The following is a 21,347-nucleotide window of genomic DNA, read 5'->3' on the forward strand; positions in this document are numbered from 1 at the left end:
CGACTACAAAAGATAGCTTCGCACCGCTTCCACGAGCCTTTCTGTCCAAAAACTGGCCAATTCTAGGGTTTCTGCTTCCACCATTACCCGAATTAACGGTTCTGTTCCGGAAGCGCGCACCAAAATTCGGCCTTTTTCTGCCATGGCTATCTCAGCTTGGCGGATTTCCCGCCGCAAAGGTTCACATTGCTGCCAATTACGTCGCACTTCTCTATCTTCCACCCGCACGTTGCGTAAAATCTGCGGATAGGTGACAAAGCTATGATCGACTAAATTAGCCAAGGAAACCGCCGATTTCTGCACTAAAGCCGCTAAATGTAGGGCGGTTTGCATTCCATCCCCGGAAACTCCGTAATGATGGCAGAGAATATGGCCGGATTGTTCACCCCCTAGCATGGCTCCAGTTTCCCACATTTGCGCCTGAACGTGCTGATCACCTACGGCAGTACGTAAGAATTGACCCCCCAGTTTTTGCCAAGCGCGTTCAAAGCCTAAATTAGCCATCACCGTTGCTACTAATAACCCATCCGGTAGCTGTCCGGCTTCCAGGAGGGAACGACCCCAAAAATAGAGGATATAATCGCCATCTACTACTCTACCCTGACTATCCACGGCCAAGACTCGATCGGCATCGCCATCGAAGGCAAACCCTAAATCCGCTTGCTGATTGATCACCGCCGCCTGTAAGCTTTCTAAATGGGTAGAACCACAATTAACGTTAATGCGATCGCCGTCGGCTCGATCGTGTAAACAGATAACTTCGGACCCCAAGGCTTGGAATACTAAAGGTGCTAGGTTAACGGCTGCCCCCCAAGCTAGATCCAAAACTATTTTTAATCCCGATAGGTTAATATCCGTCCCGACGGAAGCAATGACAGCTTGATAATATTTTTGGATTAATTCGGGACAAAAAGTCGCTTTTCCCCAATTTACTGGTTTATCGGCTAATTCTAAATTGCCCCTTAAACCCGCTTCTATCTGTGCCGCTAAACTGCCAGATAATTTTAAACCGCTGCTGTCAAAAAATTTAATGCCGTTATCTTCAGGAGGATTATGACTGGCAGAAATCATGATCCCCCCCATCGCTTCGCTTTCTCTGGTTAAATAGGCGACGCAGGGAGTGGGACATAATCCCAGTTGCCAGACTTCTATTCCCGCCCAAGTTAAACCCGCAGTGATAGCATTGGCTAACATATCACTGGAATTACGGGAATCTTGACCGATAATTACTGGTTTGGTGACACCAGCTTGATTTTTTAATACCTGTCCCGCCCAAAATCCGATTTGTAGCGCTAGGGGGGCAGTTAATAATTCTCCCACTTGGCCGCGAATTCCGTCCGTGCCGAACAGGGGTGATGACGGTAATTCGATTAAACCCCCTAAGGATAACAGGGGATGCGATCGAGCTTTTTGCCCATTTTGATACGATAGAGAAGCTACCATGGCCGATTCTTTCCCTCACACAACACATTCAGAGGATAACATGATCACCGATTTTTTAAAATCAATGTTCCCAGTTGACCTTAATCCTCCTCCCGGAGTTCCTTACATCTGGTGTAGGGTGTGGGGTGTGGGGAAGTAGGGAAGTGGGGAAGCTGTCTCATCACCCTATCACCCCAAAACCCTATCACCCCAAAACCCTATCACCCTATCTCCTGAATCCTGCCTCCTGAATCCTGCCTCCTGAATAAAGATTGTTGATTTTTGCAGGAGGTCTAATCAAGGAACCGAGGTTATTTGGTAAGCTAAAACGGTAATCTTGACCCCCGAATGCCCGTGCTGATCAGTGTTGTCATCCCTACCTACAATCGCCAAGCAATTTTAAAAAAATGTTTAATCGCTCTAGAAAATCAGCGTTTAACCGATAATAAGGTGGAAAACTACGAAATAGTCGTTGTCGATGATGGTTCTACCGATGGGACGATCGCTTGGCTAGAAACTCAAAAGGCTAATTTACCCCACCTGCAACTGTGGCAACAGGATCACGGCGGACCGGCGATCGCTAGGAATCTGGGGGTAGAAAAAGCTCGTGGTGATACGATTATTTTTATTGATAGCGATCTAGTGGTGACAGAAAATTTTTTGCAAGCCCACGCCGACGCTTTAACTGCTGGGGCAGCCAGTCTCGGCAGCGATCGCTTATTTACCTACGGCAATGTCATTAATACCTGTAACTTCGAGCATCCCACCAGTGAACCCTATAAAATCACCGACTTCTCCGCCGCCTATTTTGCCACGGGCAACGTAGCGATCGCTAAAAAATGGTTATTAGCAGCGGGATTATTCGACACCCAGTTTCAACTCTACGGTTGGGAAGACTTGGAATTAGGGGTGAGATTGAAGCAATTAGGACTAAAATTAATTAAATGTCCTGAAGCCGTCGGTTATCATTGGCATCCCCCCTTTAATCTCGCTCAAATTCCCAATCTCATCGATAAGGAAATTCAACGGGGACGAATGGGAGTGCTTTTTTATCAAAAACATCCCACTTGGGAAGTGCGGATGATGATTCAAATGACTTGGATTCACCGACTTTTGTGGGGTTTACTTTCCCTAGGCGGAACCCTGAATGAACGCAGCCTCTCCCCGCTGTTACAATGGTTGATCGATCGAGGTAAACCGCAATTAGCCCTAGAAATTGCCCGCATTTTTCTCAATTGGTACAACGTGCGCGGCGTTTATCAAGCTTATCGGGAAATGCAGCCTCAGTGAAATGTCTTGGCGAACAGCGATGCGGTGTGACAGCATTTAGCATCGACAACCAGCTCCCTAAAACCAGAGACTTTGTACCTCACCATATTTGCCGAGAAAAAAACTTAATATTTTCTTTCTTTTTCCGATAATTGCTGCCACAATCAAAAGCAATCGGCAGCGAGAGCGGCGGAAAATACTAACCACCTTTGTCCCTTGTCAATTATCGTCTGAGATTAGGCATATTAGAAGTAGATTTTCCTAGAGGAGGAATTCCATAATGAGTATCGTCGATATTTTAATCGGTTTTGTCGGTGGAGGTGCGATCGGGGGTGGAGCTTTATATGCCCTGCAAGAGGGAAAAATCAAGGAAGCACTGCAAAAACAGGAGAAAATTCAGGCGGCTTTAGGTGAAACCGAAGCGGAGTTAGAAGATACCAAAGGACAGTTTGGCAATATCGAAGCCACCTATAAAGAAGAAGTGGCTAAATTGCAAAAAGAGTTAGAAGACAGCCAAAGACGTTTACAAGAGGCAGCCGGCGCAAATCCAGTTCAAGCCATGGAAGTTGCCTATAAAACCCAAATTCAGGAACTTGAACAGGAATACGAAACTAAAATCGAGGAATTGCGCCAAAGCTATCAAAGTCAAATTCGAGAGATTATCGACGGGAAGCAAGCAGAAATGGAAGCCCTGCGTCAAAGTCAACAGGCGCAGATTCTAGAATTAGAAAACGGCTATCAGTCGCAAATTAAACAACTAGAACAGGGTTATCAAAGCCAACTCTTAGAACTACAAAACGCCAACCAAACAATCGAACCTGGGGAAGAAATCAATCCTTTTGATGGTTTTATCACTGAAGAAAATCTAGGATTGGAAACGGAATTTGCTCCTGAAACGATGCTAGAAACCACAGTTTATGAGCCAGAATTTGCCAGTGAAATCAATACTTTTGATGGTTTTATCACTGAAGAAAATCTAGATTTGGCAGCAGAATTCACTCCTGAGATGGATAGGTTTGGCGAAGAGGAAGAAACTAGAATGATCGGTAGCCTAGAAGAATTATCGGGTAATTACGATCAGATCTACAGTCAAGAAACCGTTGGCAGTGACACGGGGTTCCCTGATTTATTAGCCACTGAATCAGAAAAATTCGCCGCTGCCCCAAATTCTCTAGATGACTTATTTGCCGATATTACTGACAGCAATAGCCCCGAACTATTCGAGCCTTTTGCTGAAGAAACCCCTAAAGTTGAATCTAATCGCCAATCTGTTCTCAGCAACCAAGAGGAACTAGATTTCTTTAGTATGTGGGATGATGCGGGAGTGAGCGATCTAGAATCCCTGCCTTCTGACGAAGAATTTACCCTTGATGATCTATTTAGCGATGATTTATTCTCCGATGGGGACAATAGCAAAACCACAATGCCAGAATCTCATCGAAATTTTTAGGTCTGAAACCCCGTCCCTTGAGGACGGCTTTGTATTACAATATAATCATTGACTGACCCGCCCACGACGGTGGAGACATAAACCCTAACACCGAAGTGGGCGACACTACCAGGCTGTGTCTCTGCGTCCGCCTCCTTGTCTATCATAATAAAGATTAAAAAACTGTATCAAAAGTAACAGACGGGAGAAAAAAAATCGAAATCCGCATCCGTCCTCCTTCAATAACATAATAAAGATTGAAAAAATGTATCAAAAGTAACAGACGAGAAGAAAAAAAGCGAATAGAATATGCGAGGATATTCCATATCCGCTCGGCTTTACTTAACTTTACCTTCTTGAGTAGATTTCATGATGAAACTAACCACTAAATCACTTTTGTTATCCACTGCCACTTTCGGACTAATGCTAGGGGTGGCACAAAACGCCCAAGCTGGCAGACTGATTACTGGCGTCACGGCCACGAGTTTGACCGGTACCGGCTCAAATTGGGACTTAGCCAATGTCACCAATGGGAGCGGGTTGCCCGGCAACCAACCAAGTCTGGGGGGAGTACACGCTGTCTCGTCTAGTGCTAATGCTTGGCGGTCGTTTAACACCGCCGGCGCCCAACTGGCAGCTGGTAATGTCATCAGCATTACTTTTCAGCTCGGTACTGTTCCCACTGATCTGATTGGATTTAGTTTCTGGAATACTACTGGAGCTGGTTCCACCACTATTGGAGTTAGAAACGCGAGCCTTGGATACTCCACCAACGGAACGACTTTCACTAGTGCTTGGACTGGCACCTTCGCACAAGGAGGTACTACTCCTGGGGGTCCAGAATTAATCAATTTTAACCTGGTCAAGGCCACTCATGTTAGATTGAATATCACCAGCAACTATGGTGACGGACAACGTGTTGGCTTCAATGAGATTTCATTTAAATCAATCCCCGAACCTTCTGCCTCCCTGGCTCTGTTAGGCTTGGGCTTAGCGGGCGTTGGTTTGAGAAAAAGAGCTTAATCTTTGGATAGTAGGTTGGATGATAGGATAATCCCGTAACAGGGCATTTATTAGGTTTCGTACCCAAAGTCCGACCTACTTACTCAAAATCTTGGTTAAAGCCGCGTCATCCTGGCAGGAAAAACTAGAAAAACAGCCCTAGAATTGCCGGCGAGTGCTATAAAGGTAGATAGTCATCTCGATCGCCCACTCGACCTAACTATGCCACGCACTCAACGTAACGATAACTTTATTGATAAATCTTTTACAGTCATGGCAGATATCATCTTAAAGATACTGCCCGCCAATAAAAAAGCCAAGGAGGCTTTTGTTTATTACCGCGATGGGATGTCTGCCCAAGCTGACGGTGAATACGCCGAAGCCCTCGATAATTACTATGAAGCTTTAACATTAGAAGAGGATCCTAATGATCGCAGTTATATCCTCTACAATATCGGCATTATCCACGCTAGTAACGGCGAGCATGAAAAGGCCTTAGAATACTACGAAGAAGCTATCCAACTGAATCCCAGAATGCCTTCCGCCTTGAATAATATCGCTGTTATTTACCATTTTCAAGGGGAAAAAGCCAGAGAAGACGGACAACAGGCCGAAGCAGAAGCACTCTACGACAAAGCGGCAGAATACTGGAAACAAGCCATCCGATTAGCCCCCAATAACTACATTGAAGCCCAAAACTGGCTGAAAATCACCGGGCGATCGGAAATTGATGTTTTCTTCTAAATTGAGGAGTCAGGAGACAGGAGTCAGGAAATTGCTTTTATTTATTCTCCCTACTCCCCCACTCCCCAATTCATAATTCATCATTCATCATTACCCCATTTCTCCCATGATCGATCGAGCTACAGTTGAAAAAATCGCCCATTTAGCCCGTTTAGAGATTACCAGCGCTGAAGAAGAACAATTTGCGCTGCAATTAAGCGGGATACTGGATTATTTCGAGCAGTTAAGCGAATTAGACACGGAAAATGTGCCACCCACCACGCGAGCGATCGAAATTCAAAATATTACTCGCGCCGATAGTAATAGACTTTATCCCGATCACGAGGTCTTAGTGCAGGAATCGCCGGCCCCGGAAGGGGATTATTTCCGGGTTCCCCGTATTCTCAACAGCGACGAAGAGTGAATCAGTGATCAACCGATCACTGATTTAGATGCCATCTAGGGTTTTTGCTGCTATCTTGGACTAAGATCAGACCTAGCAATGGAGACATAATATAATGATCGCATCCCAAGATGTGGCACCATTTCAGCTTATTTCGAGCGTAGAATCGGCAGCAACAGAATTTAGGCCCTGGGGTTCTTTCACCACCCTAGAAGAGGGTCCCGGTTATAAAATCAAGCGGATTGAAGTGAATCCGGGTCATCGTCTCAGTTTACAGATGCACTACCATCGCAGTGAACACTGGATTGTCGTTTCGGGGACGGCAAAAGTCACCTGTGGAGATAACGAAGAAATTCTCGGTTCTAATCAGTCCACTTATGTGCCGCAGTGTACCGCTCACCGTCTGGAAAACCCCGGGGTGATCAAATTGGTGTTAATTGAAGTGCAAAATGGGGAATATTTAGGAGAGGATGATATAGTCCGTTTTCAGGATGATTATGCTCGCCATCAGAGCTAAGACCCTGTTTAGGGAGACAGAAAGGCAAGAAACTATATTTTCGCTCCAAAAACCTGTTTAGGTTAGTCTGCCTGACTGTCTTCCCTGCTGTCAAGGCTTGTCAAGTTCTAGAAAAAATTTCTTTTCTGGCCGGGTAGCGGTTTTCCTTATGGGAGGTAAAGGCACGGGGACGGGGATTTATATTGATCCTGTGGTGAGCAAAGAACGGGTAAAATCTACAGAAAAATAAACTTCCCCTAGACCCTGTGTGGGCAGCTTGAGGAAAGCTAGGCTAGGGGAAATGATTTATTCCTTTGCTGGATTAACTTCAGCATATAACTCTCATTTGTCAGGACTATAACAGCCAGATGTCAATTCTGTGACAAAGAAAAGCCGAGCAGGAGTCGGGCAAGAGACAAGGGGCAATGATTATTTATGTAGGGTTTGCTGAAAAAGTTTTTCCTGGGGGCAGGGTGTGGGGTGTGGGGTGTGGGGTGTAGGGTTTTACCGATTTTCAGGTGGTCAACTACCTAATTTTCAGGGAAAAAGTCCCGGAATTTTCCCCCCGATCACTCCAAGTGCTGGCACTTTTTGAGGGGAAAAAAGTCTAAAAGTCTAGCAATTCTCATTTTAAGGTTTCATGACATTAAAACCCTTGCACCTAGAGGGGTTAATAATTCTTAACGAATCTCTAGATCGCTGAAACAACGCAAAATCGTTTCAAAATGAGAATAGCTGCTAAAAGTCTTACCCAACAAGGTTTTTAGATTTATTCAGCAAACCCTATGTAGGATGGAGTGAGGAAACGGCTTGATCTTGTTGATAAATGCGGTAAAAAATCCCGAGAATTTGCCAAAAATCAACTATATGTGCATTGGTTAATATGTATAGAATAAAATCTATTAACGATAGATAGTATTTCCTTTAATAAATAGAGTAATCATGGGTATAATTAAGAGCAATCTTAGAAAAGATGAAGGTATCCGATGGGTAATATTGTCGGGATAGATTTGGGTACGACAAATTCAGTAGCGGCATTTAAATTAGCGGGGGTGGAGGTAGTGACCGCCGCAGATAACTCGCCTCCGGAGAGAAAATTAACCCGATCGCTCGTCTCCCTAGCCGGAGAGGGGCTGATCGTTGGAGAAGAAGCCTACAGACAGATCAAGGCGAACCCAGAAAACGTGATCATGTCGATCAAGCGTTTGATGGGTAGGAGTTTTAGCGATACTATCGTTCAGGAACAAATACCCCGTTTAAGCTATAAAGTCACTCGCTCGAGCTGGGGTACGGAGGATAGTCTATCGGTATGGTTAGGGGGCAAGGAATACGAACCGGAAGACATATCGGCCGAGATTTTAAAAAAAGTAGTAGCTAATGCCCAGAATTATCAAGGGGCTAACGGTCAGAAAAGCAGGATACAGGAAGCTGTGATCACTATTCCCGCCTATTTTAACGATAAACAGCGTCACGCCACCAAGATGGCGGCAAAACGGGCTGGTATCATCGCCCGGGAGTTACTCTCGGAACCGACCGCGGCGGCAATTTCCTACGGTTATAAACCGGATTCGGAGGAGGTAAAAAACATACTGGTGTACGATTTCGGTGGCGGTACTTTCGATTCTTGTTTGATCACCGCCGCAGGAAATCAATTTATAGAATCGGGGAAAGCTGGGGATCTCTGGTTAGGAGGAGATGATATAGATGCACAATTAATGCAATTTGTCAAGGAAAAAGTGGCACAAGAAGAAGATCTAGAGGATGTGGACGCTCTGATCGCCGCGATGCCCCATTATCAAAGAGTAAGATTTTTAGGGGATTTCAAGAGCGCCGTAGAGAGGGCAAAGATAGATTTAAGTAGTGCTGAAAGTGCCACCATTATCCCCGCGACCCCGCTGATCGATGAGATGGGTATGGCGATCACCATTGCCGTGACGATTAAGAGGAGTGAATTTGAAGAGATGATCCGGCCGCTAGTGGAGAAAACGATCGCCATCTGTCAAGAAGCGATCCGGTATTCCGACTATCCCGAAGATCTGATCGATGTGGTGTTATTAGTGGGGGGTTCCTCCCAGATTCCTTTCGTGCAAGAGGAAGTTAAAAAAGTTTTCGGTTGCGAGAGGGTGGTAGTTCACCGACGGCCGATGTATGCAGTAGCGGAGGGAGCAGCGATCGTGGCTGCTGGTTTAACAGAGAAGGTGATGACAGTATCGCGTGATTACTGTATCCATTTGGCCGACGGCAGCCAAGAGCTGATCATCAGACAGGGAGATATATTACCCGTTAAAACCATCAAAACTTTTAAAACCGAAGCGGATGATCAGAGTCTGATCCATTTTAAATTTTATAGTCCGGATCGGGTGCGGGCAGAAAGTACCGGGGAGAAGTGCGACGAGAAAATTGGCGAAATGTGGTTAGCTCTCGATCGACCCTATCCAAAGGGCACAGAAATATTACTAGCCGTTTCCCTAGACGAACAGAATAATTCTCTATCGATGGTGGCAAGTTTAAAAAATGACCCCTCGATCAAAGTGAGTTCCGATTTTTCCCGCGGGGGTGAGGACGAGGAGATCTCGCGACAGGTAGAAGAAAGTATCGAGGAGATGAACCGTAAGGAGTTATTAACCAAGGTGGGGGCCAAATACGTCTATCAAATAGCTGGGGAAATAGTTCGGGCGGCCAATCAAATCCGCGGAGAGGATGGAAAATCGCGGCAAGATCGGGTCAAGGTAGCCAGGGAAAAATTACAGGAGTTAAAAACTTACACCTGCGAGGATAGTAGTCAGGGTAAAATCCTGATCTCCGAGTTCGAGTTCGTTTTAAAATACTGTCAAATTCTGGTTCCGGAAGAACAACAGGCACGCATCGAACAACTGATCGAAGATTTAAATAAAGCTATCAATAACGGTAATCTTTCGGCTATACAGCGATTAAATGAAACGGCAATACAGGAGAGGAAAAATTTATCCGAATTGTTGCTGCTGCTGCTATTGTGTCGTAGCGTCATCACCCGAACTGGAGTGGTAAATCAAGCCAGCGCGGATAGTATGGCGAGAAAATTCCTCGCGGTTATCACCGCTTTGGCAGCGGGGGATCGAGAAACGGCGGAACGAGAATTACAGCGATTATTACCGGAAGTTCGCCAGAATTGCGAGATCGAATTACCGACAGGCAATGTGGCCACTGGATTAACCCGATTTTAATTATGAGTAAAATTAATTGTCCCGTTTGTCAACGATCGAACGTGGAGGGGAATGTTTGCCCCAATTGCGAGACGGATTTATCCTCTCTACGTCTTTTAATGGAACTATCTCCCGTTGTCGATAATCCGACTGCAACTAACCGCCGCGGCTTATTACTGGGATTGGCTCTTTTGCTGTTGATTTCGGGGATTTTTCTGGGTGCTATCGCTTCTAATCTATTCCCCCGTTCCCTACTCCCTGTCAGCGAATCTAGTCCTGTTATCCCTCCTGTTGGGGAACTGAGCGCGCCATCGAAGCAGCTGACTAAAACTGTCTGCGTGGATGGGTTTAACTATCGGGTTCGATCGGGTGATTCCCTATCTCGTATCGCTCAACGTTTTTACGGGAATGAGTCTCTATTATCTCCCATACTTGAGGCTAATCCCTTTTTGCTCGATCGGCTCGATTCTCTCGAGGTCGGTGAAAAGTTATTGATTCCCAACTCTGATAAATCCTGTTAATTTTACCCAGTAGGAATATTATGTTAGTTTTCTTGGGCTATGCTATTGGATTTGTTTTAGCTTTTTTTCTCGCCATTAGTTTAAAGGCTGTTTTTTTAGGGTTTCCTACTAATAAAGACAATAACTATTGGTCAAGAAAATTAGAAATATTAACTGGATTGGGTGGCGGACTTGTCATTATATGTATCCTCTTTTTCCTCAAAAATTGGTTGGCTTTAGATAAGAATTTTATCACTTATTTTTCTATCACTACATTTGTTTTGATTTTATTGGTTTTTTATAGACGAATAGAAGAAATAAAAAAGGGCAGAGAACTAGCCTATCAAGGGAGAAAATTACAGGCTGATGATACGGGGAACCCTTTCGAGATAGGCAAGTTATCGGAGGCTTTAAAATTTTACCAAGAGGCTAACAAATTAATTAATGATCCTAAGTTAAGATCTTTAGAGAAAAATCTTGAACAAGAATTAGAAAAAAGAAAAAAATTTCTGGATTTTTTTAAACAGGGCAAGGAGTTGGGAAATCGGAGATATTTTAAGAAGGCTTTAGGGGTACTGGAAAGCGCACAGGCTCTTTATTCCCATCACCGAATCCGTTTAGAAATCCAGAAATGTCGATTACAGGTAGAGCAAGAAAATATCTGTCAAGTAAGACTGAAAAAAGCTCAGGAATTGGCCCGACAGGGAGAACTAAAACAATCGAGAGAGTTAATAAATCAAGCCCTAGCAGATTTCCAGCGACTGGACGTTAAAAACCTATTAACTAAAGTAGAACAGATAACGATCGCCTTCAATTATTTTGAACAGGGAGTGGCTGCCGAAAAAAACGGCGATCTAAACAAGGCGATAGATAACTATCGAAAAGCCCTACTCATAACACCGGAATTAATCGATATAAACCGGCGATTAGGCATAACCAATATTAAAGCGGGGAACTATCGAGAGGGAATAGAACAATTAGAGGGAATCGAAGATAGGGAATCGATCTACTTCCGGGGTTACGGTTATGCGAGATTACAGGAATGGAGGAAAGCGCATCGGGAATGGAAAAAGATCGATCGACCGGAAATTAAAGAACAGATAGAGCTGCTCAGCCGATATAGCCAAAGGGAAAAATTAACTCTACAGCAGGAAATACAAGAACTAATTCCAGAAGAAAACCTAGAATTAGCCCGCTCGAAAAGCGAGGTGTTTTTAGAGAAATTCGGCGATGATCCGCAAGTTATCTATAATTTATATAGTCATATCCTTCCTCGGATAGATCAGCAATTATGGCGATCTAAGGATCGGGAGAAAATCGTTATCAACGCCGAGAGGGAATGGGAAAAAAAACGCAATCTGGAATCATTGCACAATTTAGCAATCGCCCTTTATTATCGAGCGGTAGAAAATCCCGCTACCCTAGAGAAATTAATACCCGTCTGGTTATCCGCTACGGCGAATTTAAATCTTAACACCAGTGTCAGGAATGTGGTTTGGAAAGTTATCGATGACGGTGATATACGGGACTTAGAAGCACAATTAACCCGAATACTTGAGGAGTTGATCGATCGAACCAAAGAAGACCTCAATTACTACCTGCAACTTCGCGATCTTTACCGTCGCGATGCTGTGGCCCTAGGGTTATTACGGGATCATCCTCTAGAGGGAATCCAGATCGAAGGGTTAACCATCCTACCCGGGTTGTATCGGACTCACCCTGATAGAAATACTGTGAAACTGCCTGAGCAATTCTGGGCGACTCTCTATACCCGTTGGGGGGAATCTGTGGCTGCCTGTTTACAGGGGGATCGGGTTCGCGGGGTGGCTTTAAAACCCCTAACCTGCCAATCTACTCTCGAACAGATAGCTAATACTTTTGTATCATTCCATCAAGGTTGTCATTATCTACAACAGAAACAGTGGCAAAAAGCCGAGAATCCTTTAAAAGAGGCGAAAACAGCCCTTAAAAATCACCCAGAATGGATTGAAGAGATCGATCGACTTTACCTAGAATTACAGGAGGAGATTGAGGGTTTCGAGAATCTATTAAGGATGAATAGAAATTGGTACGAGTTAGTACAAACCCTTAACTCGAAAATGTATTACGTCCGAGATCAAGCCTTGGCAATAGTCGGGAGATTGGATGAGCAAAAGATAGACGAGTCCAAAGCTTTAAGCGAACTGGAGAAATTAAAACAGATAGATTACAATAATGCCATACTAAACGAATTGATCGAGGAGATTATTTTTAGAAAAGACGCAAGGGAGGTAAGGCGATTGATGGAGCGCAATCGATTTTCCGAGGCGATCGAAAAGGCGAAACGATCGAGATCGCAAAAACTCCGTCACATCACCGCCCAACTCTGTCTCACTCTTTTAATAGAAAATTCTCAAAAATTACCCCCAGAATTACTAATAGAACTTGTTAGATCTGCTTACGAATTATGCCCCGACGATCCAGAGTTTCGAGAAGTATATAAACTATTTCATATTATTTAATGGGAGTTAGATGAATGTACGATAATTTAGATAGTAATCCTTACGATATTCTAGAAATTTCTCCAGCCGCTTCCACTGCCGAAATCACTAAAGCTTTTGGTCTAGCTATGAAACGACGTAGCTATTCTATGGATAGTATAGCTAAAGCGCGTAAGATATTAATGAATCCTCAAGATAGGATAGTTGCCGATTATTTACGTCCTCATCTCCCTCTGGTTCAACGCTTGAAAACCATGTCTTTCTCGGAATTGTCTGAACCTTTACCATCTTTAGAAATCTTAAATAGCATGGATGATATTAATAATTACGATCAAGAACAATTTAAAAAAGTCGCTGGCGAACTGGCTTCATCGATACTCAAAGACCTAAATTTTGGGGAGGACTAAGGATGAATAATTACAAAATTAGCCAAGAAGATAGAAATAAATTATTAAGCCTAATTGTAAATTTAATCAACGAGGAGGCAAGTTTAAAACAAGCTTTACGGCAGCAAGGAGAGAACAATCGATCGGAAAAAGAACAGATTTTTTTAGAACTATTAGAGGTGTTTGATACCCTCGAATCGTTATTAAATTTTTTAGAAGATCGACCCGAACCAGATGAGCGAGTCTGGAAAAGATTACCGAAATCTTTAAAAAGTGTACAGACAAAATTATTAAGTATTCTAGAAAAACGTCAGGTGCTGAAAATAGAACTGTCCGCTGATCAGCCAGATTTTACTATTTGTCAGGTGGTGGAGCGAGAAATACGCCCCGATTTGGCAGAACAGACGATCACAAAAATAGTCAGGCAGGGATTTACTATCGAGGATAAATTACTCAGACCGATGGAGGTTATTACATCTAAACAAGAATAGATAACCCTTTGCCACTTCCCACTCCCAACTCGGCACTCTGGCGCTCCCGTCCACTTATTTTCTGAGAATTCTAGAGGTACTTGTAAATATTTGTTACAAGGAGACGAGGAAAAATCTGAGGGCAGGGAGACAAGAAAGGATTATCGACGGGGATCAAGGATTTCAGTAGGAAACTGGATTGGGGATCAAGGGAAACCGATTGTAAAGTTTTCGATACCTCTGGCCGATTCTTGTAATAGTTCGATACATATAACATAGATGATCGGCGATGATTGTAAATTTATATTGCGAATAGCTCATTTTCTTCGGTGTTTTTCCTATACTGGTCTTCATCAACTTTGAGCCAACGTGCAGAAAAGTTAGACCACCAAGTTTGTAAGAGGTCAGGAAGATGCAATTAACCGCAAGAAATAACTGGGGCCACGTTCCTTTAGCAATGCTAAAAAGCTTTCTTCTCTGGAGTTTCGTCCTCACTGTCTGTTTATTAGTAGTGGGATTTCCTTTAGTAGTATTAATGATGACAGTGGGAGCATTGTCTGCGATTATCTTAGAGTCGGTTTTACCGATTAGTTCCGTGCTTTTAGTGGCGGGAATGATTATTGGTATCAATATTTTGGCTATCCTAATTAGTGCCGCTTTATTAACAGCAAAAGGTGTTCATCCCCACGAAGTTAGCTGGTTGCACTGGTTACACGGTGAGGTAAAAACCTCCCATCAAGCTATTTATGCTTCTTGTCCCCTAACTTGCGGAGTAATTCATTAAGTCTGATTTTCTTACAGCGGAATTGCTCACCTTTTTTCTATTTAGATTTATTTAAGTTTTCAACTGCTTTACCGGTTGATTATACACACTCCAAGCTAGTGCAACCCGGTTTTACCGGGTTTTTTCATTATATGGGGAAACAGGGAGTCGAGGGAAAAAAGCTAATGGCTGACGGCTATATAACTGATAACTAACCGGTATAATGGGCGAGAAAACCAGAAAAAATCGATGTCTAGCCTTCCAGAAACCGACAATCCCAGCTACAAGGTCATCTTAGAGGCATTAAACCATTTAATCAGCGTTGTTGCCCGTTTACGAGACCCAGAAAGCGGCTGTCCTTGGGATTTAGCCCAAACCCCAGAAACCCTGATTCCCTACGTTATCGAAGAAGCTTATGAGGTGGTAGCGGCGATTAAAAGCGGTGATAAAACTGCCATTGCCGAGGAATTGGGCGATTTACTGCTACAGGTGGTTTTACAAGCCCAAATTGCCAGCGATGAGGGTAATTTTAGCCTAGAAGAAGTGGCTAGAGGCATCACCGATAAATTAATTCGTCGTCATCCCCACGTTTTTGGGGAGCTATCCCTAGAAAATCCCGAACAGGTGCGTCAAAATTGGGAGAAAATCAAAGCTGAGGAAAAAAATGACCCGACTATTAGCGGCAAATTAACCCGTTATGCCCAAACTTTACCACCCTTGATGGGGGCGATGAAAATTTCTCGGCAAGCAGCGCGAGTCGGTTTTGAGTGGGAAAATATCGCGGGAGTCTGGGAAAAATTCGACGAAGAGTTGGCAGAATGGCAAGAGTCCCTAGAATCGGGCGATAAAGAGCATCAACAGGCCGAATTAGGCGATTTACTCTTTACTATTGTCAATCTTGCTCGCTGGTATGATTTGGACCCCAGCATCGCTTTACAAGAGACTAATCTGCGTTTTATTCAACGTTTTTCCCTAGTGGAATCTGTGGCGGAAAAGCCTCTCCATGACTATACACTAGAGGAATTAACAGTTTTCTGGCAGCAAGCGAAAGCTAAGTTACATCAACCATCATCCGGGCAATAATGCAAGAGCAAGAAATTAATAAGGACAAATCCAAGAGTTTTTGGGCTTCTATTCGAGAAAATCTGCAAATTATCACTATAGCTTTAATTTTAGCCCTACTGATTCGCACTTTTGTGGCTGAACCTCGTTTTATCCCCTCTGATTCTATGTTACCCACTTTAGAACAGGGCGATCGCTTAGTAGTGGAAAAACTTTCCTACGATTTCCATCCTCCTCGACGGGGGGATATCGTCGTCTTTGAACCGCCGGCACAATTACAATTACAGGGATACCAAAAGGACCAAGCTTTTATTAAAAGAGTGATTGCTACAGCAGGGGATGTGATTGCTGTCAAGGAGGGCAAAATTTACCTGAATAATCAACCCTTGTCAGAGGATTATATTCTCGAATCCCCTCAATATAATTTAATGCCTTTGCTTGTGCCGGAAAATAACTTATTTGTCATGGGAGATAATCGCAATAATAGCAATGACTCCCATATCTGGGGGTTTTTACCGGAAAATAACGTGATTGGTAGGGCGGTTTTTCGCTTTTTTCCCTTTAATCGTTTGGGGATTTTAGGGGGGAATCGCTGACAGAAATTTTTAGCCCTGACGATGTTGAACAATTAAGACGGAACAGGGGGCATGATGGAGAACATAATTACTCACACTACCTAAGAATAACTCTCCTAGACCCGATCGCCCACGCCGACCGATGACAATTAAATCAATATTTTCCTCTCGCGCCACTTTACAGATAGTTTTGGCTGCATGACCGTAAATTTGCCGGTATTCTCCCTTTACACCCATTTCTCCCGCCTGATTAGCTTTTTTTTGCAACATTTCCACTCCTTTCTGCTCGAATTCTTCCCATTGTTGCCGCCAAAAATCGAGAGTGAGATCATTACCCTGGGCGGGGTAAATATCGGCTAAATTGGGTGGAATCGGTAAAGGGCTATAATCTTCTTCAGGGGAAAGGACGTGCAGTAGTAGGAGGTTAGCTTCGTACTTACTGGCTAAGGATACAGCCTCCTTAAAGACACTCTCCCCCATCTCTGACAAATCTACTGCTATCAAGATTTTTTGATACATTTTTCCACCTCTGCAACCATGCCTTATTTAACGGAATCCGACGCTATTAGGAATGCGATCGATCACTTTTCTCATTTTCCCATTCTTTGGTTAGATACGGAAGTGGCCGATTACGATAGCAAGACTCCCCGTTTGTCTCTGATTCAAATTCTGGCTGATTCCACGGACTTAACGGGGGAGCGGGTGACAATTTTGGATGTTCTCGATCGACCCGATCTTACTGACTATTTTATCACTAAAATCATGCTGGTTGACCGGATAGAAAAGGTTTTTCACAATGCTAGTTATGATTGTAAATTTTTGGGCGGTAAGGGCCAAGTTAAAAAAATTACCTGTACCCTAGAGTTAGCTAAACAGGTTCCCTACTATATTGCTCCTTTACCCAATTATCAACTAAAAACCCTGGCTGAATGTCTTTGTCATTTTCCCCCTATTGATAAGACTGAACAGGGGGGAAACTGGGGCAAAAGACCTTTAACTGTTGCCCAGCTAGAATATGCACAAAAAGACCCCGTATATACGGCCCAAATCCACCATCGTCTTTTGCAGCTTTCCCATTTAATTACTCCCGATCCTGCCGGTGAGAATCTGAAAAGATTAACTAATCGTTATTGGGAAATTTACCAGCAATGGAAGATTTTAGATACAGAGATGGAACATCTCAAGGAACGTTTAAAATCGGCAATGATTGAGCAAGAGGCTGCAGAGATTAACGGATTTTCGGTCAGTTACCAAAATCGCACCAGCAAAAAAGTTAAACTGGCTGAATTAGCCAAAGTTGTCTATTTATCGGGTCAGGATAGCCAAATATCTCTCTCCTTAACTAATGATCTGCTCAAAGAATTGGGGGATTTAGCCCAAGGGTTAACCATCGAGGAAAATCGCCAAAAAATCAGTCAATTGACCATCAAACAAAGTGAAGCTGACTTGAGATGATTATAGCAGAATTCAGCAGATAGGAGATAGGAGTAAATACCAAATTAGGTTATACTTGATATTTATGAGAATGGCTGTAATAGCTAGAAAAAATTGCTTGCGGGGATAATCTAAATGACTGTAAAGATCGCTTATCTGGGACCGGTGGGAACCTATTCAGAAACAGCCGCTTTAGCATTTGCTAATAGTTTACCACCCCAGCCTCGTCAATTAATACCCTATCCTAGCATTGCCTTGGCCTTGCGATCAATTGTCCAAAATCAGGCCGATTTAGCAGTAGTCCCGGTGGAAAATTCCACCGAAGGAAGTGTGGTAATGACTCTTGATGCTTTATGGCAATTACCTGGGTTACAGATTCAACAAGAATTAGTTTTACCGATTTCCCATGCACTTCTATCTCCCAGACAATCGCTAACAGAAATTAAAACCGTTTATTCCCATCCCCAAGCTTTAGCCCAATGTCAAAAATGGCTAGAAAATAATTTACCTAACGTGCCAATTATTCCCACCAATTCTACCACAGAAGCGATTCAAATTCTCGATCGAGAGGCTAATTCGGCCGCTATTGCTTCCCCCCGGGCGGCAAAACTCTATAATGTACCAATATTAACACAACCAATTAATGATTATCCCGATAATTGTACCCGTTTTTGGGTCATGGCTTTAACTTCTCATCGCCAAGGTGAGCGGATGTCCCTCGCTTTTCAGGTTTTAGATCAACCCGGCGCTTTAGTCAAACCTTTAGAAGTTTTTGCCAAACGTCAGCTTAATTTATCTCGGATCGAATCGCGACCAACTAAAATATCTTTAGGGGAATACATATTTTTTATTGATCTAGAAATTAATCCAGATCAACAGCATTTAATCGCGGCAACTTTAGAAGAGTTAACCAATTATACCGATGCGATCGAGGTTTTTGGTGCTTATCAGGTGGTTAATTTGCCTGTAGAAAGTTTAGAGGAATTATAAACTAAATTCCTCATAAATTACAGAAATTAAATAGAGATATTTTAGCTTTTAAGAGAGGGAAGAATCGGCAAAGATGAGTTTTCCTCTGGGGTAGAATCAAGCTTTTTTTCCCCCACTAGAGGAAGAATAATTTCCACAGTTGTTCCTAAACCTTGACCTTGACTAGAGATAGTAATATCTCCCCCCATCATTTTCATAAAATTCTTAGAAATAGCTAATCCTAAACCCGTACCGCTAAATTTTCTCGTTGTGGAACCATCAATCATCACAAAGGGGCGAAATAATTTTGATTGCTGCTGGGGGTCTATACCGATTCCTGTATCGATTATAGTAATAATAGCCTGTGTATTTTCTAGGCGAGTTATTAAAGAAATTGTGCCTGTATCAGTAAATTTAATTGAGTTAGAAATAACATTCAAAATTACCTGTTTAAATTTAGTAGTATCAGCATAGACTATAGGAATTTCTGGACAAAAAAGTAGATTGAATTTTAAGTGCTTACGTTGCAGCGAAGCTGTTTGTAAATTAATAACTTCATTGATAATTTGATGTAAATCTACTGGTTCATGATTAACAGAAAGTTTGCCCGCTTCTATTTTAGCAATACTGAGAATATCATCAATAATTTCCAACAGATGTACGGCTGCCTTATCCGCTTGTTGCAGATATTCTTTTTCCTCCTGCTCACTGTTACAAAATCCATCCATAACGCAACGAATTGAGCCAATAATACCATTAAGAGGGGTGCGTAATTCGTGGGAAGTATTAGCCAAAAATTGGTTTTTTAATTGATTAGCATTTTCCGCTTCTTGCCGACTCTTAACTATTTCCTCTCCCCAAAGACGTAACCTTTCGAGCATTCCCTCTAGGGCCGAGGCTAACTGATTAATTTCTCGAATATTAAAGTTTTCTGGTCTAATCTTTTGGGAAGGAATTTTCTGAATATTTAAGGCATAATCTCGCAGTTTTTCTAAAGGTATAGCTAAATCCCTGGCAATCAGTACAATAGTTACTAAATAAGCTAATAATAACCCAGAAATTAGATAAAAAATTGCCTCCCAAATTTGTTGTAGAGGAGCCAGAGCTTGGGAGAGGGGACTAATGGCTAAAACTATCCATTTTTGCGATGATTCTCCCGTAAATGGACTGGGGAGGGAACTATAACCTGCGACTAATTCTTTGCCATCTTTCTCGAAAGAAAATAAATGGAGAAATCTCTGCCGACCTTTAACAGCATTACTGATGATCAGATTGAGGCGTTCAGCATCAGCTTCTTGACTGATATGCCTACCAATGCGATGAAAATAGGGATGAGCGAGAATAATGCCATTTTCAGAAATAACCACGGGATAACCTGACAAAGAACCGGGTAAAACCTTCTCACGGTAAAGTAGAGAAGTTTGCAGAATCAGACTAGATTGTAATTGTCCTTGATTATCGTAGATGGGAACAGCAAAAACTAATTCTAATTGACGATTATTATTGGGAGATTTGGTTAAAAGTTGTCGAGGTAAACTTTTAATTAAAATATTTTCGATGTTTCCAGCAAAGCTAGTCCGTTTCTCTGTCCATCTTTCCAGAGGTAAAACTTTGATAATTTCTGGTTCACAGGCTCGATTTAATAAAGGTTTCTTGGTTTTAATATCAATTAATTCCACACAGTTAATCTGATTAGGAAGCTGCGCCGTGAATTGTTGTAAAAAAGCTTGTTTTTCGGCTAAGGTTCCCTGTTTTAAAACCAGACTTTCCCCCGCAGTGATCAGATTGACCTGCAAAAATTGAATTGATTGCTCAATATTGTCTGCTTTTCTGATGGCACTCTCGGTGAGATTTTGACGGGCCGTTTCCAAAAAAGCCGATCGCGCCTTACGATAGGTGACATAAACACCCATCAGTAGTACAGGTACACTAACTAGGAGTAGGCGAGAGAGCAGAATACGACGAAAGGAGGATTGACCGATAGACATGGGCAGAAATCGGTTTGATTCTTGCTATCAAACTCCAGACTATACTAGCCTATTCACCAATCGGATCCGGTGATATCCCTCATCATTTGCCATGAATCATCCTCACACCACCGTTATTTTAGCCATGAGTGCCGATGGTAAAATTGCCGACGCTTACCAGTCAGCGGCCAGATTTGCCTCTGCTACCGATAAAATGCGTCTAGAACAACATTTATCGCGCATGGATGCCGCTTTATTCGGTGCTAACACCCTGCGTGCTTATCACACCAGTCTTCCTATCCGTCATAGCGATTTTCTCGCATACCGTCAACAACGGGGATTATCCCCGCAACCGATACAGATCGTTTGTTCTTATTCAGGCTGGCTTGATCCCCGGATGAAATTTTTTCAGCAGCCTTTCCCTCGCTGGTTAATCACGGCAGCGGAAAAAGTGGCGGCATGGGAAAATCGGGGTTTATTTGAGCTTGTTTTAGTCTGCGGCGATTGGAAGACCATTTTTAGTCAATTTACCGCCCTAGGTATCAAAAAACTGGCGATTCTGGGAGGAGGTGAATTAATTGCCTCTCTTTTAGCTGAAGATCTAATCGATGAAATCCATCTAACCATTTGTCCGTTGCTGTTAGGAGGCAATAAAGCGGCAACTCCCCTGGGAGGCCCTGGATTTATGGCTGATTCTGCCAGAAAATTACAACTTTTGAGCGTGGAAACCGTGGAAGCAGAAATTTTCCTACATTATTCCCTTGAACGAGATTCCCACAAATCCCAAAACTAGATTACCTTAAATAAAAAGGTTG

Annotated in this window: 21 protein-coding genes; 18 read left to right on the plus strand and 3 right to left on the minus strand. The window is 43.0% G+C overall.

Annotated features, from left to right (window positions below; genetic code table 11):
• Nucleotides 1-3: 3 nt before the first annotated feature.
• On the minus strand, nt 4-1,443 hold the full coding sequence (gene glmM, locus ACOCD9_RS00055; protein WP_419546101.1) for a phosphoglucosamine mutase: 1,440 nt from the start codon (nt 1,441-1,443) through the stop codon (nt 4-6).
• 327 nt (nt 1,444-1,770) lie between these two features.
• On the opposite strand from glmM, the gene ACOCD9_RS00060 reads away from it, so the two are divergent.
• The 15 genes from ACOCD9_RS00060 to lepB all read left to right on the plus strand — a co-directional run bounded on the left by ACOCD9_RS00060 (nt 1,771) and on the right by lepB (nt 16,183).
• Nucleotides 1,771-2,712: a glycosyltransferase family 2 protein gene (locus ACOCD9_RS00060; protein WP_419546102.1), complete on the plus strand. Its 942-nt coding sequence runs from the start codon at nt 1,771-1,773 to the stop codon at nt 2,710-2,712.
• A 259-nt stretch (nt 2,713-2,971) separates the two neighbouring features.
• Complete coding sequence (locus ACOCD9_RS00065) at nt 2,972-4,141, plus strand: hypothetical protein (protein WP_287699689.1); 1,170 nt, start codon at nt 2,972-2,974, stop codon at nt 4,139-4,141.
• A 348-nt stretch (nt 4,142-4,489) separates the two neighbouring features.
• On the plus strand, nt 4,490-5,143 hold the full coding sequence (locus ACOCD9_RS00070; protein WP_419546103.1) for a PEP-CTERM sorting domain-containing protein: 654 nt from the start codon (nt 4,490-4,492) through the stop codon (nt 5,141-5,143).
• 201 nt (nt 5,144-5,344) lie between these two features.
• Nucleotides 5,345-5,866, plus strand: a complete 522-nt coding sequence (locus tag ACOCD9_RS00075) for a photosystem I assembly protein Ycf3 (protein WP_002770118.1) — start codon at nt 5,345-5,347, stop codon at nt 5,864-5,866.
• Between the two features lie 106 nt (nt 5,867-5,972).
• Nucleotides 5,973-6,269: an Asp-tRNA(Asn)/Glu-tRNA(Gln) amidotransferase subunit GatC gene (gene gatC, locus ACOCD9_RS00080; RefSeq protein ID WP_287699692.1), complete on the plus strand. Its 297-nt coding sequence runs from the start codon at nt 5,973-5,975 to the stop codon at nt 6,267-6,269.
• Between the two features lie 94 nt (nt 6,270-6,363).
• Nucleotides 6,364-6,765: a phosphomannose isomerase type II C-terminal cupin domain gene (locus tag ACOCD9_RS00085; protein ID WP_287699693.1), complete on the plus strand. Its 402-nt coding sequence runs from the start codon at nt 6,364-6,366 to the stop codon at nt 6,763-6,765.
• Between the two features lie 97 nt (nt 6,766-6,862).
• Complete coding sequence (locus ACOCD9_RS00090) at nt 6,863-6,994, plus strand: hypothetical protein (RefSeq protein ID WP_419546104.1); 132 nt, start codon at nt 6,863-6,865, stop codon at nt 6,992-6,994.
• Nucleotides 6,995-7,730: 736 nt separating this feature from the next.
• Nucleotides 7,731-9,947, plus strand: coding sequence for an Hsp70 family protein (locus ACOCD9_RS00095; protein WP_419546105.1), 2,217 nt, complete (start codon nt 7,731-7,733; stop codon nt 9,945-9,947).
• 2 nt (nt 9,948-9,949) lie between these two features.
• Nucleotides 9,950-10,447 (plus strand): LysM peptidoglycan-binding domain-containing protein, encoded by a 498-nt coding sequence (locus tag ACOCD9_RS00100; protein WP_419546106.1) that lies wholly within the window; start codon nt 9,950-9,952, stop codon nt 10,445-10,447.
• A 20-nt stretch (nt 10,448-10,467) separates the two neighbouring features.
• Nucleotides 10,468-12,927 (plus strand): tetratricopeptide repeat protein, encoded by a 2,460-nt coding sequence (locus tag ACOCD9_RS00105; RefSeq protein WP_287699696.1) that lies wholly within the window; start codon nt 10,468-10,470, stop codon nt 12,925-12,927.
• A 14-nt stretch (nt 12,928-12,941) separates the two neighbouring features.
• Nucleotides 12,942-13,313: a hypothetical protein gene (locus ACOCD9_RS00110; RefSeq protein ID WP_002803365.1), complete on the plus strand. Its 372-nt coding sequence runs from the start codon at nt 12,942-12,944 to the stop codon at nt 13,311-13,313.
• A 2-nt stretch (nt 13,314-13,315) separates the two neighbouring features.
• The gene (locus ACOCD9_RS00115; protein WP_002803367.1) at nt 13,316-13,783 is read left to right on the plus strand and encodes a nucleotide exchange factor GrpE; all 468 of its coding nucleotides are present in this window, start codon (nt 13,316-13,318) and stop codon (nt 13,781-13,783) included.
• A 391-nt stretch (nt 13,784-14,174) separates the two neighbouring features.
• On the plus strand, nt 14,175-14,546 hold the full coding sequence (locus ACOCD9_RS00120; RefSeq protein ID WP_419546107.1) for a hypothetical protein: 372 nt from the start codon (nt 14,175-14,177) through the stop codon (nt 14,544-14,546).
• 228 nt (nt 14,547-14,774) lie between these two features.
• Nucleotides 14,775-15,608: a nucleoside triphosphate pyrophosphohydrolase gene (gene mazG / locus ACOCD9_RS00125; RefSeq protein WP_419546108.1), complete on the plus strand. Its 834-nt coding sequence runs from the start codon at nt 14,775-14,777 to the stop codon at nt 15,606-15,608.
• The gene (gene lepB, locus ACOCD9_RS00130) at nt 15,608-16,183 is read left to right on the plus strand and encodes a signal peptidase I (protein ID WP_409887036.1); all 576 of its coding nucleotides are present in this window, start codon (nt 15,608-15,610) and stop codon (nt 16,181-16,183) included. The genes mazG and lepB overlap by 1 nt, the downstream gene beginning before the upstream one ends.
• 9 nt (nt 16,184-16,192) lie before the next feature.
• On the opposite strand, the gene ACOCD9_RS00135 is transcribed toward lepB, so the two are convergent.
• Complete coding sequence (locus ACOCD9_RS00135; protein WP_419546109.1) at nt 16,193-16,681, minus strand: universal stress protein; 489 nt, start codon at nt 16,679-16,681, stop codon at nt 16,193-16,195.
• An 18-nt stretch (nt 16,682-16,699) separates the two neighbouring features.
• Between ACOCD9_RS00135 and ACOCD9_RS00140 the strand changes: the two genes are divergently transcribed.
• A complete protein-coding gene (locus ACOCD9_RS00140) occupies nt 16,700-17,617 on the plus strand; it encodes a ribonuclease D (protein WP_419546110.1) in 918 nt (305 codons plus the stop codon).
• A 114-nt stretch (nt 17,618-17,731) separates the two neighbouring features.
• Entirely contained in the window at nt 17,732-18,586 is an 855-nt protein-coding gene (gene pheA / locus ACOCD9_RS00145) for a prephenate dehydratase (protein ID WP_419546111.1), read from the plus strand.
• Between the two features lie 41 nt (nt 18,587-18,627).
• Here pheA and ACOCD9_RS00150 read toward each other — a convergent pair whose 3' ends face one another.
• Nucleotides 18,628-20,553, minus strand: coding sequence for a sensor histidine kinase (locus tag ACOCD9_RS00150; RefSeq protein WP_419546112.1), 1,926 nt, complete (start codon nt 20,551-20,553; stop codon nt 18,628-18,630).
• 91 nt (nt 20,554-20,644) lie between these two features.
• On the opposite strand from ACOCD9_RS00150, the gene ACOCD9_RS00155 reads away from it, so the two are divergent.
• Nucleotides 20,645-21,325: a RibD family protein gene (locus tag ACOCD9_RS00155; RefSeq protein ID WP_419546113.1), complete on the plus strand. Its 681-nt coding sequence runs from the start codon at nt 20,645-20,647 to the stop codon at nt 21,323-21,325.
• Nucleotides 21,326-21,347 lie beyond the last annotated feature (22 nt).

The sequence above is a fragment of the Microcystis sp. genome, from assembly GCF_048564745.1.
Taxonomy (GTDB): domain Bacteria; phylum Cyanobacteriota; class Cyanobacteriia; order Cyanobacteriales; family Microcystaceae; genus Microcystis; species Microcystis ichthyoblabe_A.